Source organism: Polynucleobacter meluiroseus, assembly GCF_900205755.1.
Lineage (GTDB): Bacteria > Pseudomonadota > Gammaproteobacteria > Burkholderiales > Burkholderiaceae > Polynucleobacter > Polynucleobacter meluiroseus.
Map to the genome: position 1 here is coordinate 1 of NZ_OANS01000006.1, position 16684 is coordinate 16684.

The window sequence follows — 16684 nt, forward strand, 5'->3', positions numbered from 1 at the left end:
GAACATGGGCTTAGGTGGAATTACACCAAAGCAAAAACTAGCACTTGCAGTACCAGCTTCTACTTTTAGCTTAAGTTAAAAATGGGGGGATTACCATGCGCCATAACCACCAATAGCAGTCTTTATGCCTTGCTCATATCGATATAGCCAAGTCATAAAGATACCTGCTTCATTTTGTGGAATGCTATCCAATCGTTTAGCGATGGAATGATGCAAGGGTGCTTTAGTAAAGTGAAACCAGTCAGCGATCTCCTCAAAATCCACTAAATACTTGGCATAAGGATCGTTTAGCTCCAATGTGCCGTTATAGATGGCTTTGCGGTATTGGCCTTTGCCATAAGTGGTTCCATATAGTTTGTTTTCCCATAAACGGGCTGTTATTTCTTTCATTTTTAATCTCCTTTAATTTTGAAAGAAGTCGCTTAGTTGCAGAGAGTGGCAGATTCAAAAGACAGATGCTGTTGCTTGAGTTGCTAGTCAGGGCTACTCATTTGTCCCCAATACCGCAACTCCTATTTGCAACAGCAACTATTTCTCAATCGCATCTCAAAGCAACTCATTACGCGACTCGTAAATATTTATCCCTCGTTAATAAAAACCGTATTTTTTCTATCCAAAATTAGCCAAATTAAATAGAGGTCGTCCATTTGCCAATTCGAAATTAACTTGTATATGCCCATTAATTACATAGGAGAATCAAATGAGCGTATTAAGTAATCTCAAATTAGTAGATGTTAAAAAGCCCCGCAATATGCCTGCTATCGTGGTTCGCAGGAATAAACTTTCGAGCCGCTTATGGGAGCAGATCCAGTTGGCCCAAAGCCAGTTGAAAGGCACTTCGTTTGTAGTGACCAAGTTCAGAAGTGTGAAAGATCGTGAAACTGGCCTAATTAAGCAAGTAGAGGTGCCCAAACGCATCAAGCCTTGGTGGTTTCAGAGCGATGAAGGCAAAGTGTGTTTTTCAGTTCGTTACGGTAGCTGGACAATTGATCTAGCAAAGGGCAAGCCCAGCGTAGAAGTTGAAAGTGGCGAGGCTTTAGTCAAGGCCTTAGAGACTATCAAGATTGCAGTCGAAGCAGGGGAGCTAGATACTCAAATTGAAATAGCCAGCGCCAAACTAAGAAGTGGCTTTGGTAAGTAGACTGACTAAATACTTGTATGAACAAGTATCAAGCCGGTGTGCGTGTAAAAGGTCAATTGGTTAAAACAGCCGTATTTGCTGATAGCCCTATACACGCACGTTTAATTTTGCAGTATCAATTTGGCATGGATTCTATCGTTGCCTATCCCACAGCAATCACGGAAGTAGCCACACTCAAGCCCTTAACCCCAGATCAGCAACGTATTAAGTCAATGCAGGCTCGGGTTAAACAAGATCAAGCAGCCGTGAAGGCTGAACGGGCTAGGCAGAAGATTAAGAGTGGACAGGCACAACTAGCAAAAATTTAATTAAACAGTTCTTGTTGTTTTGAGTTGAGCTCTACATTAATTCATTTAGTACTGTACAAATACACAGTGGTTATAAATATTTGAAGTTGTTTATATAAGCTCAATTGATGAGCTATCAACTTACTAATCTACTCATACCCAGAAAGCACATGGGAAGTAGATAACGTAACTATGCATAGTTAATTGCTTAACTTTCATTCTATTTCTTTTATAGATTTTTTTATAAACAGTCTTTATACATAGATGAATGAAAAAAGTGCATATAAAAAATATAGACAAACTTATTGGTCTAAGAGGGTTGCTAGATAAGAGGCTCTATTCTGGACATGCATTGATCACCTATGATTTGATACTTGATATTTTAAAAGCGCATTTAGAGGGCAGGCAATTAACGATTAAAGAGTTATGTACTGGGTCAATTAGAAGTACTGTAAACACCAGAAAGCATATCAACTTTCTTATCGATGATGGTTGGATAGAGCTTTCGAACGGTATTCATGACAAGCGCCATCGACTAGTTCACGCGACAGATAAATTAATTCATTTGGTGGATGGCATATTAACTTCTAGCACGGCGTTAAATAATTTAGTAAATTAAAGTATGCATAGTTAATATGCATAAATTTTTGTATCGATTTCAATTGTCATACAAGGGCTATGTAGTGATACTCAAACTCTGATCTACAAGGAGTTTGTAATGAAAATAATTAAAACAACATTGGCAATAGCGTTGGTTGGATGGAGTTCTATCTCACTGGCACAAGCTGATCAAAATAAATTAAAAACCCAATCAATTAACGAGATTGGCGTAACGGTATCTTCATACAAATACACTGAGCCAAACTTAACAGATCTCTCTGGAACAGCAATGACCGTAAGTATGAAGGGAATTAATTATGGCATTGAGTATCAAGGAACGCTTGCACTGAGTGAGGATTTTTATTTACTTGGTGAAGCAGACTATAACAATGGCTCAGTAAATTACTCAGGCTCAGGAACAATTAATAGTATCCCTCAGTTCTACTACAACTTTAAAGGTGCTGTGGGACATGACTTTTCTTTTGATAACTTTGTACTGTCTCCTTATGTGGGCTATGGTTATCGTTATCTAAGTCAGTCTGGTGGCGGTATGACTAGCTCTACAGGCGCTGGCTTTTACGATAGACAAAGCACTTATAACTACATTCCTATTGGAGTTATCCATCGAATGGCAGTCAATGATCAAAAAGCGGTCTTAGTAACTACTCTTGAATATGATTATTTAATTTCTGGCAATCAATACAGTGGACTATCAGCATTAAACGGTACGAGAGGTGGCGTGACTTATGCTGGTGTACCCAATGCCAATAACAGTCAGAGCTCAGGTTATGGATTAAATCTAAGCGTGATGTACAAAGAAGATTCTTGGGGTGTTGGCCCATATTTTAAGTATTGGAATATTGGACAGTCTAATACCGTAACTGGTAACTTCACCCGAAATGGTGTGGCCTACACAGGCTCTGTTTATGAGCCGGCTAACAATACGATGGAATATGGTGTTAAAGCCATATATCGCTTCTAGTTCGATTGTATTTAGACCCTATTTAATAGGGTCTTTTTTATAGATAAAAATGTTCTGATGAAAAAAACCACTTTTGCTTTAATGCTTGTACCAACAATCCTAGTTGCTTTATCTGGATGTTATCCAACATCTTTGGTAGATCAGCAAAAAGATATGAATGCCGCTAAAGGGGAGGGCGATAACCTCTCAATTGGTAAGGTGCAAAAAGAGATTCGTGTGGGCATGAGCTCCTCCGATGTTGTATCTGTTTTAGGTTCACCCAACATGGTTACTACTGATGACAAGAGACGTGAGTCTTGGGTCTACGACAAGGTATCGACCGAAGCTATGGCATCTACCTCAAGGGGAAGTGGATTTTTATGGTTCCCGGCAGATAGAAACGCTGCCGTTAGCAGAACCCAAAAGACCTTAACCATTGTTATCAAGTTTGACGAAAAAGGCATGGTTCGTGACTTCGCATATAACACTTCAAAATTTTAAGAGACAACTCGTATGAAACGAATTATCAGTTGCCTAGTAATAATTGGACTGTTGTCTGGTTGTGCAACGGGAATCCCACCTGAGGCTCTACAGTTTCAAGCTGATACTCTAGCCAATCGTCAAATGCAGTCTAGAAAATACGATATTAAGAGTGAGAAAGAACTTCTTAGCGCATCCTCTAATGTTCTTCAAGATATGGGATTTAATCTTGATGAGTCTAATATGCAACTGGGCGTTATTGTTTCCTCTAAGAGTAGAGATGCCACTGACGGTGGTCAAATTGCAGGCGCTATATTGCTAGGTGTTTTATTTGGCGCTAATGCAGTTGTATATGACAAGACTCAAAAAATTAGAGCCTCATTAGTTACAAAGCCTGTTACAACAGGCAATCCTATTGAAGTTAATGTCACAACCAAAGCTGGCAAGCAAATCAAATTTGACCAGCAGGTTGAGTCTGGCAAAGGCTATATCGTTCGGGTTACATTCCAGCGCATGGTTTGGAATCAAAAAGGAGTTCTATCGAAAATTGAGGGTGTAAATGAGCCCGAGATTTATCAGGAGTTCTTCGAAAAGTTATCTAAATCTATCTTCCTACAGGCTCAAAATGTTGAATAAGAACTTTGGTACGCGTAAGTTATTGCTTGCCGGATGCATTTTCTCTGTTTTTCTTACCGGCTGTCAGACAATGAAAGAGCGAGTTCTTGACTCTTCCGCAGATGGACAAACATCTGTTGAGTTACGAGCTATTCAATCAAGATCATTTGATACGGCAGATAAGGCCAAGACAATGAGATCCGTGATTGCGACACTTCAAGATTTAGGCTTTGTGGTTGATAAGGCTGACTTAGATCTAGGTTCAGTTTCTGCGACTAAGTTAAGCGGATATGCGCTACGGATGACCGTAAACGTCCGTCCGGGTGCTACCGGCAAAACAATGATTGTTAGAGCTAACGCCCAGTACAACACTACCGCTGTTACAGATCCTAAACCTTATCAGGACTTTTTTGTTTCACTTCAAAAATCTATGTTCTTAACCGCAAATAATGTAGATTAGTCACAAGGTGATAGGTGTAGTTTTTTAAAAATCACCTCCGGGTGGTTTTTTGTCGGTTAACCCGACAAATTTCTACGCCGACCACTCAACTGCCTGCAGATGCCATCCATTATCCACCCAATTCCACTCCGAACCACAACTCTCGGTGCCTATGCCACACCTGATTTCAACACCTTAATGTCATTGTCTAACTTATTGATTTATATCATTTTTACAGCTTCTAAGGCGTAGGTCGCACGTTCGAATCGTGCTGGGCAGGCCATTACATGATCTATTGACCTTACTAGCCAAACAATGCATTAGAATTCTCGATGAATCTTGCACCATAGCCCTGATGGATATTGAGTAATGCCCAAAGATACTTGAGATAGTAAAAAGGAGATTGAAATGAATAAGTGCAAAAGAGCTATGTTAGCGTCAGCATTTGCTATATGGTTATCAGATGCGCAAGCCATGGAGCAGTATGAGCCGCAGTTACCTGGAGCTACTGAAGGTACAGCAGCTGGCTTGATGCCTCCGCCAGGCCTATATGGAAGTGTCCAGGTTTATACAATGGCTTACACGCTTCACAATAATGCAGGTCAAGCGACTAGAGATTACGCAAATAATAAAGTGATTTCCCCAACGTTGTTATGGAATAGCGGTAAAAAAATATTCGGCGCTGATTATGGAGTTCAGATTATCCAGCCCTTTCAACATACCAATATCAGCGGATCTAACTCAGGCACCACAATACCAAGTAATGCTCAATGGGGAACCTTCAATACGGTTTTAGTGCCTGTAATTTTAGGGTGGCATTTATCAAATGATTTTCACATTAAAACTGCAGTAGCCGTTAATCTGAATAATGCTAGTTCCTCCTTAGCTAAGCCACCAGCAGTACCCAGCGCTGGAGCAGGAAACGGCTTTTCATCGATTATTCCTAATTTTGGTGTAAGCTGGCTCGGCAGTAACTGGAACTTAAGTGCAAATTTATTTTATTCATTTAATCAGCCAAACTCAGCGACACAATATATTTCTGGGCAACTTTTTCAGGCTGATTACACGATTGCAAAAACACTAGATAGGTGGACGATTGGACTAGGGGCTTTTCAAGCAAATCAGATCACAAGTGATTCAGGCTCTGGTTCAACCCAGACTCCTTATAACTGTGTTGCTAACAATGGTTGCAAAGAACGTCGCTTCGGTTTAGGCCCTATGCTCAGCTACTCATTCGATGGTGGAATGACTGCACAATTAATTTATAACCGCGACATTGTGACGGTCAATGCGATGGGGGGTCCTTTTTTCAACTTCAGCCTATCAACCCCGCTGAATTTTTAAGCCGACTTTTCTTCTTGTAAGCTCAAAGCAAAAGCCATCCCCGGATAGATTTTTATATTGATGGTTACTCGTTTGGGTGCTAAAGAGTTAAGAGTTTAGGTAAAAATCCCAGCAAAATCCAAGTCAGCATCAATAAGCCGCCGATACTAACCGTATATCCCACCAAGGGTCCCAGAGAGACGAAATACCCATTAGGAATTTCTTCACTTGAAAGATTTTTGATAAATTTTTTATGTTGATAAGCAGAAACAAATGCAATAAATGTCCCTACCAGAATGAGAGAAAATCCAATAAGCTCAGATAGCAGATAATGCGCATTGTTAATTTGATCTGGTAAATTCAGATTTTTCATAAATGCATAGCGCTCCACTACAAATCCAAGTGCAATAAAAGATAGTGCTGTTCTTTGCCAGGATAGTAAAGTTCTTTCAGTTGCAAAATAAATGCGTGGGTCATCTAAATAAGACATTTTTGGCTTTCTATTTACACGACACCATTTAGTGTCGGTTCAACTGACTCTCGATCTGCGGATGCCACACACCACGTAGTCAGTTTCACATGATTCCAAGATTTCGGTGCTTATGTTACACCTGATCTTGCTGGTCTTAAACCATTTTCTAAGCTGTTGTTTTAGCTCATTTTTAAAGCCTTCTAAGGCGTAGGTCGCACGTTCGAATCGTGCTGGGCAGGCCAAAGGCCCGACTGGCCGATCGGATTTAGTCAAAAAACCTGATATTCACTGCCCTAAAGGAGTGCAAGCAACTAGGCAAACTTTCATATGGACCTGATATTGTTACTTCCAATAGTAAAACAATGAAGAATCAATATGACATCTCAATCTAACAATGAACCAAAAAACCAGTCTCGCCGTGATTTATTAACGTCAGGAGCTGTAGCATTAGGGGCTACTTTGTTACCTGCTGGTATACAAAATGCAGAGGCTCAATCTAATTCTAATAAGCCTTCTCCAATTGCACCCAATTTCCCCCCGGCTGGCTACAACATTCTTTTTGTTCTGGTTGACCAAGAGCATTTTTTCCCCAAATGGCCGATGCCTGTTCCTGCTCGTGAAGCGATTAAAAAGAAAGCCATTACTTTTACGAATCACCAAGCTGCATCGATGCAATGCTCTTCAGCTCGTTCAGTGATTTACACAGGTCAGCATATTCAGCATTCAGGCATTTTTGATAACCTCAATTTTTTATGGCAGCCTGATTTATCGCTAAAGGTTAAAACAATTGGACATCGCCTTCAAGAGCTGGGCTATCACTCTGCCTATCAAGGTAAATGGCACTTATCGGCCAATATGGATACAGTCAAGTATGCCTATGACGCTCCGATGGATAAGTATCGAAAGATTATTAAATCCTATGGCTTTGATGACTTCCTAGGCGTTGGTGATATCGTCGATCAACAGCAAGGTGGCTATACCTTTGACAAACTCACACTCTCATCAGCGATTGGTTGGTTGCGTAATGAAGGGCAAGAGCTCAGAGCTAAGAAGCAGCCTTGGTATTTGGCGGTCAATATCGTTAACCCTCATGATGTGACCTACGTGAACTCGGATTCGCCCGGTAAACCTGTGCAAGGCGCTAAGCATGCGATGACCATCTTACCTCCGCCTACAACTGAGCTATATCAAGCGACATGGGATAACTACCCACTGCCAGAAAGTCGTAAGCAAGCTCTAGATGCTCCCGGCAGACCAAAGGCGCACAAGCTGTATCAAGAGATTTGGGACTTGCTAATGGGCTCATGGCCTAATGAAGATCGACGCTGGAGGTTGTTGCTTGACTACTATTTTAACTGCATGCGCGATAGTGATGAGAATGTTGCAGCAGTCATGCAAGGCTTAAAAGATAGTGGCATGGAAGACAATACTATTGTGATCTTTACGGCTGACCATGGTGAGTTGGGGGGCACCCACCAAATGAGAGGTAAAGGTACTACTGCTTATAAAGAGCAGAATCATATTCCACTCATGATCATTCATCCTGCTTATCCTGGCGGCAAAGAGTGCCAAGCGATTACTTCACAAATTGACCTAGCCACTACTATATTAGCGATGACTGGCAAGGATCCCAAGACTGTTGCAAAAGCAGCGGAAGGACTCAAGGGCAAAGATCTCACGCCATTATTTAAAGAGCCTGAAAAGGCTAAGGTCGACTCAGCAAGACCAGCTTCCTTGTTCAACTTCAATATGTTGATGTTTACCAGCTGGTTTTGGGCTGAGAAGACGTATTCTTGGTTGATGTCTGGTAAATATGACTACAAAGAGTCGGCTAAGATTTTGAATGCACATCAACCCAACTTTGTTAACCGGGTTGGTATTCGTAGTGTGTTTGATGGAAGATACCGTTTCTCACGATATTTCTCACCGCTGCAGTTCAACACCCCAACCACGATGGAAGAAATGTTAGCGAAGAACGATTTAGAGCTTTTTGATCTTCAAAACGATCCGAATGAAATGAATAACATGGCTATGGATCCTAAGAAGAATGGCGATTTGATCATGGCCATGAATAAAGTTATGAACGAACGCATTGCTCAAGAAGTTGGAATTGATGATGGTAGCTTTTTACCAATCCGAAATGGTAGATGGCATGTGGCAAAACAAGGCCAGAGGTAGTTTTTGGGTTTGAGTGAATGAGGGCTTTGGGTCGCCAGTTGCCTCTGATCTTAGAATATGTTTTGTCGGTTAACCCGACAAATTAGACATCTGACCATCAGACCACCTGCCAATGCCACCCAAGCTCCATGACATTCCACCCCGAACCTTGATTCTCGGTGTGTATGCCACACCAGATCTTGCCAGGCTTATGCTATTGTTTAACTAGTTGTTTTAGCTCATTTTTAAAGCTTCTAAGGCGTAGGTCGCACGTTCGAATCGTGCTGGGCAGGCCAGATTCTCCTAATTTAATCAAGTTTCAGGCTGTTTCATTGGCTCAATTGTGGCTGATCATGGATGAGCTTTGCTAGCGTGAGGGTAGCCTTGAGAAGACGTGGGGGATCCTGGCGATCTATGGGCGACTTAGTTGAAATTTTGGCCCTAGCGATTGAGTGTCGGTTTGACCCGACTATTGAGTGTCCGGTTAAGTGACGGTCATTTAAGGTTGTTGCGTGTAATGTCGTTTTAAACGAAAAATTTGCTACAAATGTTCTATTTGTTCAATTGACGATTGGTTACGGATTGTTCGGCAATTTTGATATTCTCTGAAACAAAAGGTTTAACTCCTAGCGCAACATGAAGTTCATGGGGATAAATCACCTTGCCATTCGTAATCACTGTAGAAATTTTTCTAATGTCTTCAATATTAGTAGTTGGGTCGCCATCGACAATGATTAAATCAGCAAGTTTATTAACTTCAATAGACCCTCTATCCTGAAGTGTTTTGGTAACTTTAGCGCCATTCCAGGTCGCAATTTGAAGAGCTTCTGCTGGAGAAATTCCAGCTTTGACGTAAAGCTCTAATTCACTATGTAATCCAAATCCTGCCAAGGTATCAGTACCTGCAACAAGAGATACCCCGTTCTTATGCAATAGACCCACAAACTCAATCATTTTTTTATACGAGTTTTTATATCTATTTGCAGTTGCGGCATCTGGAATATCCATAGTTCCAGTTTTAAAACTGCGTTGTAGATCAGGGGGTAAATGTTCGGCAATACTAGAAAAAGGATCTGCCATTTCCCCATCTTGTTGTTTTATAAAATCAAAGGCAGATAAGGTTGGATCAATGGTAATTTTTTTGTCTTTAAGTAGTTTAATAAACGCCTTTACTTCATGGGAGTCATAGTCTATTGAGCCAGTTTGCTCGGCTGGCAAATAAAACCTTTCCAATGTTCTTGTATCAGTTTTATTGCCTGCTAAAAAGTTGAGCACAACTTGATTGATGTGGTTTAGTTCATTAAATCCAGACTCAATCGCTTCATTAGCTTTCATAAACCCAGGCACATGACCACCAACTGTCATTCCTTTTTCATGAACATAGGCGCTAGTATCTTTAACTAAGTCTTTTGGGAAAGAGCTATAGATTTTGATATGACGATAGCCATGATCAAAATACCAATCAACAGCTTCCTTTGCTTGAGCGAGACTTTCAATCATGATTCCATCTGAGGAGGAATATTCACTTTTGCCCTCTATAAATCCAGCAGGAATGATGTGTGGAAAAAGTAATTGATTATTTGCACTATCTCTAATGATTTCTTGGACTTCTGTATTTGAATTACCCATGTCACGAACTGTAGTGATGCCAGCAGATAAGTGATACAAGCCTGACCACTTATTGATATGGGTGTGCATATCAAACAGCCCAGGTAGAAGTGTTTTTCCAGAGCCATTTATCGTGTCCCACCCAAATTCAGCTGGAGAACTAACTGACGAAATTTTGACGATTCTTTTATTCTCAATCAGTACATCATGGGGTTCAGTTAAGGATGCATTCTCACTATCAAATAGGCGAATATTTTTAATTAATAAAGGGCCATTGATTGGGTGTTGAAGTTGTTGAGCCTTTTGATAGAGAACCTTTTGGTTTGCTAAATTTTGTTTTTCACTAAGTGCTGTAAGACTGTCTTCCCAGCCTTTTTCAATTAAGTATGAGTAGCCAGTAATAATGGCGGCAAATAATCTCGGATTTTTTCCTGAAGTTGCCCAAAAAAAGTCTGGCTTTAGTCCTATACCAACCTGCATAACCAGCTTTACGTTTTGTTGCTTTGAGCCCCTGTTGATCGTGATTTCATCAAGCACTTGTTGTTTTAGGCCGCCAGAGGGAAGCAAAGTCAAATAATTATTTTTGCTTTTGCTAAGAGCAGTGATCATTAATGAGTTCACCTCCCAAGAAGAATTCATAGGAAGGTAAAACCCACTTTGATTTATTTTTTTAGAACCATCTTCTGAATTTGAGTGCCATTGAATTACATTATTTTTGGCAGCAAACCTTTCGTTTACCTCGCCCCCCATTTCCGATGTACCAGAAACACGATAGTCTTTCATAGTCCCATCGGAGGCTAAAACTATGTGTTCTTTTAGCGTTGGTCCTCTACCATTTTCTTTAAAGTCAAAGCTAACGTCGACCTTATTGCCGTGACGTTTGACGGTTTGATGTCCTGCTTGGACTCCATTTTCTAGAAAGATTACATATTCAACTTCTGATCCGTTAGCTAGCAGGGGAGCCCATATAAATATAAGGGCCAATAAAACTTTTCGAAAGTAGATCATGAAATAGAGGAGGTTAGGACAAGAAAGCAATATACGTACCATTTATTACTTACTCATTACATTCATTAGCCCAGGGCCACCAAGAATCTCAATGGCCTACTTGTTGGGCTATTTTCTTTTAATGCTTGGCAGGGTAAGGCGCCATTAGTCTCAGATTCCCCCATTGACGAGCATCCTTTAAAAGGACGAAGTAAGTAGGCATCCTTATTGCGGCTAAGTGTCAATTTAAGTGACGGTCATTCGGGGTCGGGTAGCTTGATTGCTATGCTGGTACACCTTAATTATTTCTGTCATCAAGACTCTGTACAGTCAAAAGCTTGATATTGATGAATCCGAATAACTGTTGATAGGTATGGTTGAATGAAAAAAAAGATTTTTAATGTGCTGATGGAGGCAAAAGTAAAAGTCATTCAGTGGATTCGGCCTCCTAATCATTATTTCACCGCAACTGTTGCTCAAGTTGTTCAAGATACTGCCGCCTTAACGACCACACAGTCTATGCCTTTGGAAGGCAATCTAGAGGCACCTCCCGTTACACCAATAAGAGCAGTTAGCATTGCACCTGAAACCCGATATTTTCAGATTCGAGATGAACAGCATCCTCGAAAAATAGCCTATACCGTTTCAGGAGACATGAATGCGGAAAACATTTTAGTTTGTCTGCCAGGATTGCTTGAAACAAAGACATCCTTTTTAGTTATTCATGATTATTTTTTGAGGTTTGAAAATTATAAAGTCATTAGCGTTGATTTTTCAGGCAGAGGCGAGTCTGACTATATTGATGAATGTGGGGCCTACAAAATGTCTTTATACCTCTCAGATGTTAGCGAGTTAATTCAAGGGGCTATATTGGTTGGAGGTAAGTCGTATCAAAGACTCACGATTCTTGGCACTAGTATGGGTGGAGTTTTAGCAATGTACCTTACAAAGATTTTTGATAAAAAGATTCACGCTATTGTTCTAAACGATATCGCCTTAACGATTAATTGGACTGCCTTGTACACCCTATATAAGTCTATGAAAAATGAGCTAGGCTTCAAAGAGATTCAAGAGTTTGCCAAAGAATTGAGTGTTGATGAAAAAGCAATCGCTGATGTGCAGCTCCCTGGGCATTTTGATCTCTCATATCGAGCCGATGTGTGGGGCATGAATTTTCATGAAGCACTAGAGGGCTTTAAAGGTAAGGTTGGACTGGTCTATGGTGGGGAATCTAAAATATGCACTGAGCAACGTGTTCAGGAGATAAGGGCGTTGATTCCTCGATTAAATATCTTTGAGGTTTTAAATGCAGGCCATCCAGTTCCATTTGACGATCTAGTATGTGACTTTATCCATTCGCAAATGAGTCTAAGACCGATGACTCGCCCTAAAGACCTGGTGAACTAAGACATCGATTTAAATAAGCTTCGCTGCCTAATCCTCATCTTTAACAGCGATTCTTCCAAGGGTATCTAAATCGGACTCATCTACTATCAAATAATCATCTTCGATGACCGTTGCGCCCTCTAAGTGCTCGATGTATTCTCGAATGGCGTAATAGGGTGCAATATGGACGTGATCATCATCTTGATGATCCCAAATCTTATAGCGATAGACTGTTAATTTCATTTAATTTTGACCTTCGTAAAAATTAAGATCCAAGGCGATGATTTTTATATCGACTTGCATAGGCCTTACGAGTCTCAGCCCAGGCTAAAGACGCTTTAATAATCAAGCGTTTTAGTTTTATCATGATCTATAACTCCCCCCCATTAATGGTGCAGTAGAGATAGTCACGAGTAAGCCGCTCCACTTGCTGATGGCTATTGGGGTTGTGGCTGTTGATGTACTGTTCCAAATCACTGCTTTTGGTCTGGTTACCAAAAATTTGACTAAAGAGGCTCAATAATTGTGTCATTTACAGCTCCTTTGATGGATGATATTAGGGTTACTACCTATCGAGTATCTATCTTTATAATGAATATTGAATGACAGCAAAATAACTTTTTATAATAAAAGCTCTTAAGTTCATGAATAAAAGAACTACTTGTCGTCAATTGGTCATAAAACCCAAAAATTCCGCAAAGAAAAATCAAAACCACATGAATCTTGGCTGAAGATCGCTCTAAATTAGAATTAAATACTCAATTTCAACAAGAAAAGGCTTCAAGATGAGCGTATTAAAAGAGGCTATAGAGAAACTCAGAGAGACTGGTTCTATTGGGCTGGAAGACTTAAAGGCTCTTAAATTAAAAGAACTAGAAGCTCTTTCAGAAGAAATCCAATACTGGTGTCTATATGGAAACGGCAAGCCTGAGAAATTAGGCAAGAAACACAAAGAGCATTAAAGCCTAATCTTCCAAATCCTCGCTGCTGTCATCAACTCTATATTCCACTTTAATTTTTTTTAGCACCGGATGCAAAAGTGTATTTGTATCCTTGGTAGATGGGTCAGTTAAATCGCAGTAGCCATAAAAGGGAATAGGCTCTTTTTCAACAAGTTTGCGATCTTCGGTAGTAAAGGTAGTCATTAAGCTCTCCCTAAATTAATCAGATAAGGTTACCTATGGGCTGTTAGAGCAAGCTGAGGAGACCGGAAAGGAGCAGAATTGCTCTTCATCTCCCATAAGTAGATCTCATTTTGGATTTATGAATATGACAAATCTATCGCTAGAAAAAATATTTACGGATAAATTTTAAGAGGTGAAATTGTCATATTTGGGCTTGATTTATAGGCTTTAAATATGACAAAGATAGTTAGAAAGTTCATAAAGATGTCATATGAAAGGTAGAGCATCACAGTCAAGTTCAGTTACAAATTGAAGGAGATAGAAAATGCTAGATAAAAACCTAGGCGACAAAGTTATCGACTTAAGAAGAATGTCAGCTGAGTATTATCAAAAGGCGGCATGGAATCAATTGCTAGCCTTAGATAACTACAGAGAAAAGAACTTTGAAGCATCAGAGCGTTTTGCACAGTTGTCATTTGAGGATCAGATGGCTGCGATGGAGTATGCAGAGTTAGCGGATGCCGAAACTTCTTTGCATCTTGAGTTAGAGCTAGAAGAATAAATTTGATTGAGCTATTACAAAAGCTGACGCTGTGGTGTCGGTTAAACCGACTCCACATCTGCCAATGCCAAACTCTAACCAGCGAATTCCACTTCGAGCCACAGATCTCGGTGCCGATCGAACACCTGATCTTGCCAGGCTTATGTCATTGTCTAAGCTATTGATTAGCCTCATTTTTAAAGCTTCTAAGGCGTAGGTCGCACGTTCGAATCGTGCTGGGCAGGCCATATTCTCACTATTTAATGTCATTCTAGGCTTGTTTCAGGCTGGTTAATTGCGTCTGATTGGCTTAATCATGATATGAGCTTGGCTAGCGGTGGGGTGGCCTTGGGTCTAGCGTGGCGGATCCAGTCAACTATCGGCAACTCAGAAAACTTCTGACCCTGGCGATCGTGTATCTGGCTCCCTATCATTCCAATTGAAATTCAAGGCTTTTGACTAATGCCTGTTTAACCAATTAAGGAAGAGTAAATTTTTCTATTTTTTATATAACAGCTACAGGCTTCAGCCTTCAGAGCAGCTCGATTGAGTACCTTCATTTCCCCACGATGATATTCAATTAACCCTCTTCTCCTAAAATCTGCTGCTGTAGTCGTAACTCCAACACGCCTAACGCCTAACATCAGTGAAATAAACTCATGTGTCATTAGGAAGGTGGGAGATTGAGCGCGATCTTGACTCATTAATAACCACTTAGCTAAACGCGGTCCAATTTGGTGAAAATGCTCACAAGCTGCTGATAGCCCAAGTTGATTAATTCGTACTGCAATATAAGCATTAATGATGTCCTTAAGTTCTGGATCATTTTCAATTTGGTTTGTGAAAAATTGGGAATTTATTTTCCATGCGCTTCCTGCTCCTTGTACTAATGCGCCAAATGGATTGGTGCTTACTCCAAGAGCAGTTTCTGCACCAAGCAAGCCCTCTCTACCAATCATTCCAATTTCAATCGGGGGGTAATGATCAATGCCCTGGGTAATTGAAATAAAACAGTCGATTGGAAAAAAAATATGAGTAGTTTGTTCGCCAACCATACAAATTTTTTGAGATAAATTTAACTCAACCAACTCAGCCTCATGTAGAAGAGCCTCTTGATTCTGGTGCGGCAATAAATTGATTAGAGCGTTTTTATTCATCTGCCAAGCCTTGGGATTGTATTCATAAACCTTACTTGGGCAATAGGGCTCTAATAATCTATACGGTAACTATCCCAGTTGGAGTATGTGCATATACTTTGGATTGCTCAGTCTGTTATCGCACTTAAATGGCCATTTTTTCTGGTAGTAGGCGATCGTACTCAGATTTAACTACTTGATAGCACTCGCAGGTGCGTTTCTCCAGTCCTAATCGATCTAAGACAGATATATGTCCGCGAGCGTACTTAATAAGTCCAGCCTTTTGGACTTTTAGGGCTGCCTCGGTGACACCTTCTCTGCGAACCCCAAGCATGTTAGCAATTAACTCTTGGGTCATTAGCAGCTCATTACTTTGCAATCTGTCTAGACTCAAAAGTAACCAGCGGCAGAATTGCTGGTCTAGAGTGTGATGACGATTGCATACTGCGGTTTGAGTCATCTGGGTAATTAATGCTTGGGTATAGCGTAACAACAAGTGCATTACTGGCCCTGCGCGATTAAATTCTTCAAGAAGAATGGATGATTTGATGCGGTAGCCTTTACCTGCACTTTGTACAACAGCTCTACTGGATGTAGATTCGCCGCCCATAAAAATAGAAATTCCAACAACTCCTTCATTTCCAACAATCGCAATTTCAGCTGACGAACCATTTTCTAGTGCATATAGCAAAGAGACAATGGCTGTTGAGGGAAAGTAAACATGACTCATTTTCATACCAGGCTCATACAAAACTTTGCCCAGCGGGAGCTCGGTTACTTCAATATGAGGAAGAAGTCTTTCCCACTCAAGCATGGGTATTGAATGGAAAAGATGATTTTGATCTTTAAGTAACTTTGTTTCCATGATGGCGCCTAGGTATGAACTATCGTTTTGAGACAACTCAAATATATTTTCTGGAACCAATTGAGTATGTGCGGTATCGCACATATGATCAGATTACACGATAAAAACCCACCACAGGGTGGTGAACTTGTAGTATCCCCCGTCAATCCGACATTCCTAAAGTGTTGTTTTCTGCCTGTGCTCGATAGTCTCTAGGCGATATTCTGCCAAGAGAGCTGTGCGGTCTTTCTTCGTTGTAAATAGTGATCCAGTTTTCTGTTATTTCACGCACCTCCCTGAGGTTTTCAAATAAATACGCGTTGAGTACTTCATGACGGTAGGTTTTATTAAAGCGTTCAATAAACGCATTTTGTTGAGGCTTACCCGGTTGTATAAATTTCAGTTCAATCCCTTTTTCTTCGCACCAGCCCATGAACACGGCAGACCGAAGTTCGCTCCCGTTATCGAGCCGTATGGCTTTGGGTAAACCATGGATATCCTCTAGTTGCTCTAGGGTTCGCACTACTCTAGCTGCTGGCAGGCTAATATCAATTTCAATCGCCAAGATCTCACGGTTGGATTC

The 16684-nt window shown here is 40.6% G+C and carries 21 protein-coding genes; 12 read left to right on the forward strand and 9 right to left on the reverse strand.

All coding sequences use genetic code 11. The features are described from left to right. Positions 1 to 90: 90 nt before the first annotated feature. Entirely contained in the window at positions 91 to 390 is a 300-nt protein-coding gene (locus tag CP950_RS09600) for a hypothetical protein (protein WP_096674785.1), read from the reverse strand. A gap of 310 nt (positions 391 to 700) precedes the next feature. Here CP950_RS09600 and CP950_RS09605 point away from each other — a divergent pair, with 310 nt between their 5' ends. From CP950_RS09605 to CP950_RS09640, 8 genes are all read left to right on the forward strand, one after another. After that, the gene (locus CP950_RS09605; RefSeq protein ID WP_096674787.1) at positions 701 to 1141 is read left to right on the forward strand and encodes a DUF6641 family protein; all 441 of its coding nucleotides are present in this window, start codon (positions 701 to 703) and stop codon (positions 1139 to 1141) included. A gap of 17 nt (positions 1142 to 1158) precedes the next feature. Beyond that, positions 1159 to 1449, forward strand: coding sequence for a hypothetical protein (locus CP950_RS10030; protein ID WP_207760265.1), 291 nt, complete (start codon positions 1159 to 1161; stop codon positions 1447 to 1449). A gap of 247 nt (positions 1450 to 1696) precedes the next feature. Next, entirely contained in the window at positions 1697 to 2047 is a 351-nt protein-coding gene (locus CP950_RS09615; RefSeq protein WP_096674789.1) for a hypothetical protein, read from the forward strand. Between the two features lie 99 nt (positions 2048 to 2146). Beyond that, a complete protein-coding gene (locus CP950_RS09620) occupies positions 2147 to 3010 on the forward strand; it encodes a hypothetical protein (RefSeq protein ID WP_096674791.1) in 864 nt (287 codons plus the stop codon). A gap of 57 nt (positions 3011 to 3067) precedes the next feature. Then, positions 3068 to 3490, forward strand: coding sequence for an outer membrane protein assembly factor BamE domain-containing protein (bamE, locus tag CP950_RS09625; protein WP_096674793.1), 423 nt, complete (start codon positions 3068 to 3070; stop codon positions 3488 to 3490). A 12-nt stretch (positions 3491 to 3502) separates the two neighbouring features. After that, positions 3503 to 4105, forward strand: coding sequence for a hypothetical protein (locus CP950_RS09630; RefSeq protein ID WP_096674795.1), 603 nt, complete (start codon positions 3503 to 3505; stop codon positions 4103 to 4105). Further along, a complete protein-coding gene (locus tag CP950_RS09635) occupies positions 4095 to 4544 on the forward strand; it encodes a hypothetical protein (RefSeq protein ID WP_096674797.1) in 450 nt (149 codons plus the stop codon). The genes CP950_RS09630 and CP950_RS09635 overlap by 11 nt, the downstream gene beginning before the upstream one ends. 387 nt (positions 4545 to 4931) lie before the next feature. Then, positions 4932 to 5867 carry a SphA family protein gene (locus tag CP950_RS09640; RefSeq protein WP_096674799.1) on the forward strand — a complete coding sequence of 312 codons (936 nt, stop codon included), beginning with the start codon at positions 4932 to 4934 and terminating at the stop codon, positions 5865 to 5867. Between the two features lie 79 nt (positions 5868 to 5946). Here the strand turns inward: CP950_RS09640 and CP950_RS09645 are convergent, their stop codons facing one another. After that, positions 5947 to 6336 carry a YidH family protein gene (locus tag CP950_RS09645; RefSeq protein WP_096674800.1) on the reverse strand — a complete coding sequence of 130 codons (390 nt, stop codon included), beginning with the start codon at positions 6334 to 6336 and terminating at the stop codon, positions 5947 to 5949. A 357-nt stretch (positions 6337 to 6693) separates the two neighbouring features. Between CP950_RS09645 and CP950_RS09650 the strand changes: the two genes are divergently transcribed. Continuing rightward, positions 6694 to 8496 (forward strand): sulfatase family protein, encoded by a 1803-nt coding sequence (locus CP950_RS09650; protein ID WP_096674802.1) that lies wholly within the window; start codon positions 6694 to 6696, stop codon positions 8494 to 8496. A gap of 531 nt (positions 8497 to 9027) precedes the next feature. On the opposite strand, the gene CP950_RS09655 is transcribed toward CP950_RS09650, so the two are convergent. Continuing rightward, positions 9028 to 11091, reverse strand: coding sequence for an amidohydrolase family protein (locus tag CP950_RS09655; RefSeq protein WP_165766443.1), 2064 nt, complete (start codon positions 11089 to 11091; stop codon positions 9028 to 9030). A gap of 360 nt (positions 11092 to 11451) precedes the next feature. Between CP950_RS09655 and CP950_RS09660 the strand changes: the two genes are divergently transcribed. Then, positions 11452 to 12477, forward strand: coding sequence for an alpha/beta fold hydrolase (locus tag CP950_RS09660; protein WP_096674806.1), 1026 nt, complete (start codon positions 11452 to 11454; stop codon positions 12475 to 12477). Between the two features lie 27 nt (positions 12478 to 12504). On the opposite strand, the gene CP950_RS09665 is transcribed toward CP950_RS09660, so the two are convergent. Both CP950_RS09665 and CP950_RS09985 read right to left on the reverse strand, forming a co-directional pair. Then, a complete protein-coding gene (locus CP950_RS09665; RefSeq protein ID WP_096674808.1) occupies positions 12505 to 12699 on the reverse strand; it encodes a hypothetical protein in 195 nt (64 codons plus the stop codon). A 127-nt stretch (positions 12700 to 12826) separates the two neighbouring features. Next, a complete protein-coding gene (locus CP950_RS09985) occupies positions 12827 to 12988 on the reverse strand; it encodes a hypothetical protein (RefSeq protein ID WP_165766444.1) in 162 nt (53 codons plus the stop codon). Between the two features lie 253 nt (positions 12989 to 13241). On the opposite strand from CP950_RS09985, the gene CP950_RS09990 reads away from it, so the two are divergent. Beyond that, positions 13242 to 13418, forward strand: a complete 177-nt coding sequence (locus CP950_RS09990; RefSeq protein ID WP_165766445.1) for a hypothetical protein — start codon at positions 13242 to 13244, stop codon at positions 13416 to 13418. A gap of 3 nt (positions 13419 to 13421) precedes the next feature. On the opposite strand, the gene CP950_RS09670 is transcribed toward CP950_RS09990, so the two are convergent. Continuing rightward, positions 13422 to 13601, reverse strand: coding sequence for a hypothetical protein (locus CP950_RS09670; protein ID WP_096674810.1), 180 nt, complete (start codon positions 13599 to 13601; stop codon positions 13422 to 13424). A 304-nt stretch (positions 13602 to 13905) separates the two neighbouring features. Here CP950_RS09670 and CP950_RS09675 point away from each other — a divergent pair, with 304 nt between their 5' ends. Next, entirely contained in the window at positions 13906 to 14142 is a 237-nt protein-coding gene (locus CP950_RS09675; RefSeq protein WP_096674812.1) for a hypothetical protein, read from the forward strand. A 449-nt stretch (positions 14143 to 14591) separates the two neighbouring features. Here the strand turns inward: CP950_RS09675 and CP950_RS09680 are convergent, their stop codons facing one another. The 3 genes from CP950_RS09680 to CP950_RS09690 form a co-directional block, all read right to left on the reverse strand. Next, a complete protein-coding gene (locus CP950_RS09680) occupies positions 14592 to 15278 on the reverse strand; it encodes a Crp/Fnr family transcriptional regulator (RefSeq protein ID WP_096674814.1) in 687 nt (228 codons plus the stop codon). Positions 15279 to 15402: 124 nt separating this feature from the next. Beyond that, on the reverse strand, positions 15403 to 16122 hold the full coding sequence (locus tag CP950_RS09685; protein ID WP_207760266.1) for a Crp/Fnr family transcriptional regulator: 720 nt from the start codon (positions 16120 to 16122) through the stop codon (positions 15403 to 15405). Positions 16123 to 16264: 142 nt separating this feature from the next. Then, on the reverse strand, positions 16265 to 16684 hold a 420-nt coding region (locus CP950_RS09690; RefSeq protein ID WP_133092102.1), incomplete at its 5' end, for an integrase core domain-containing protein.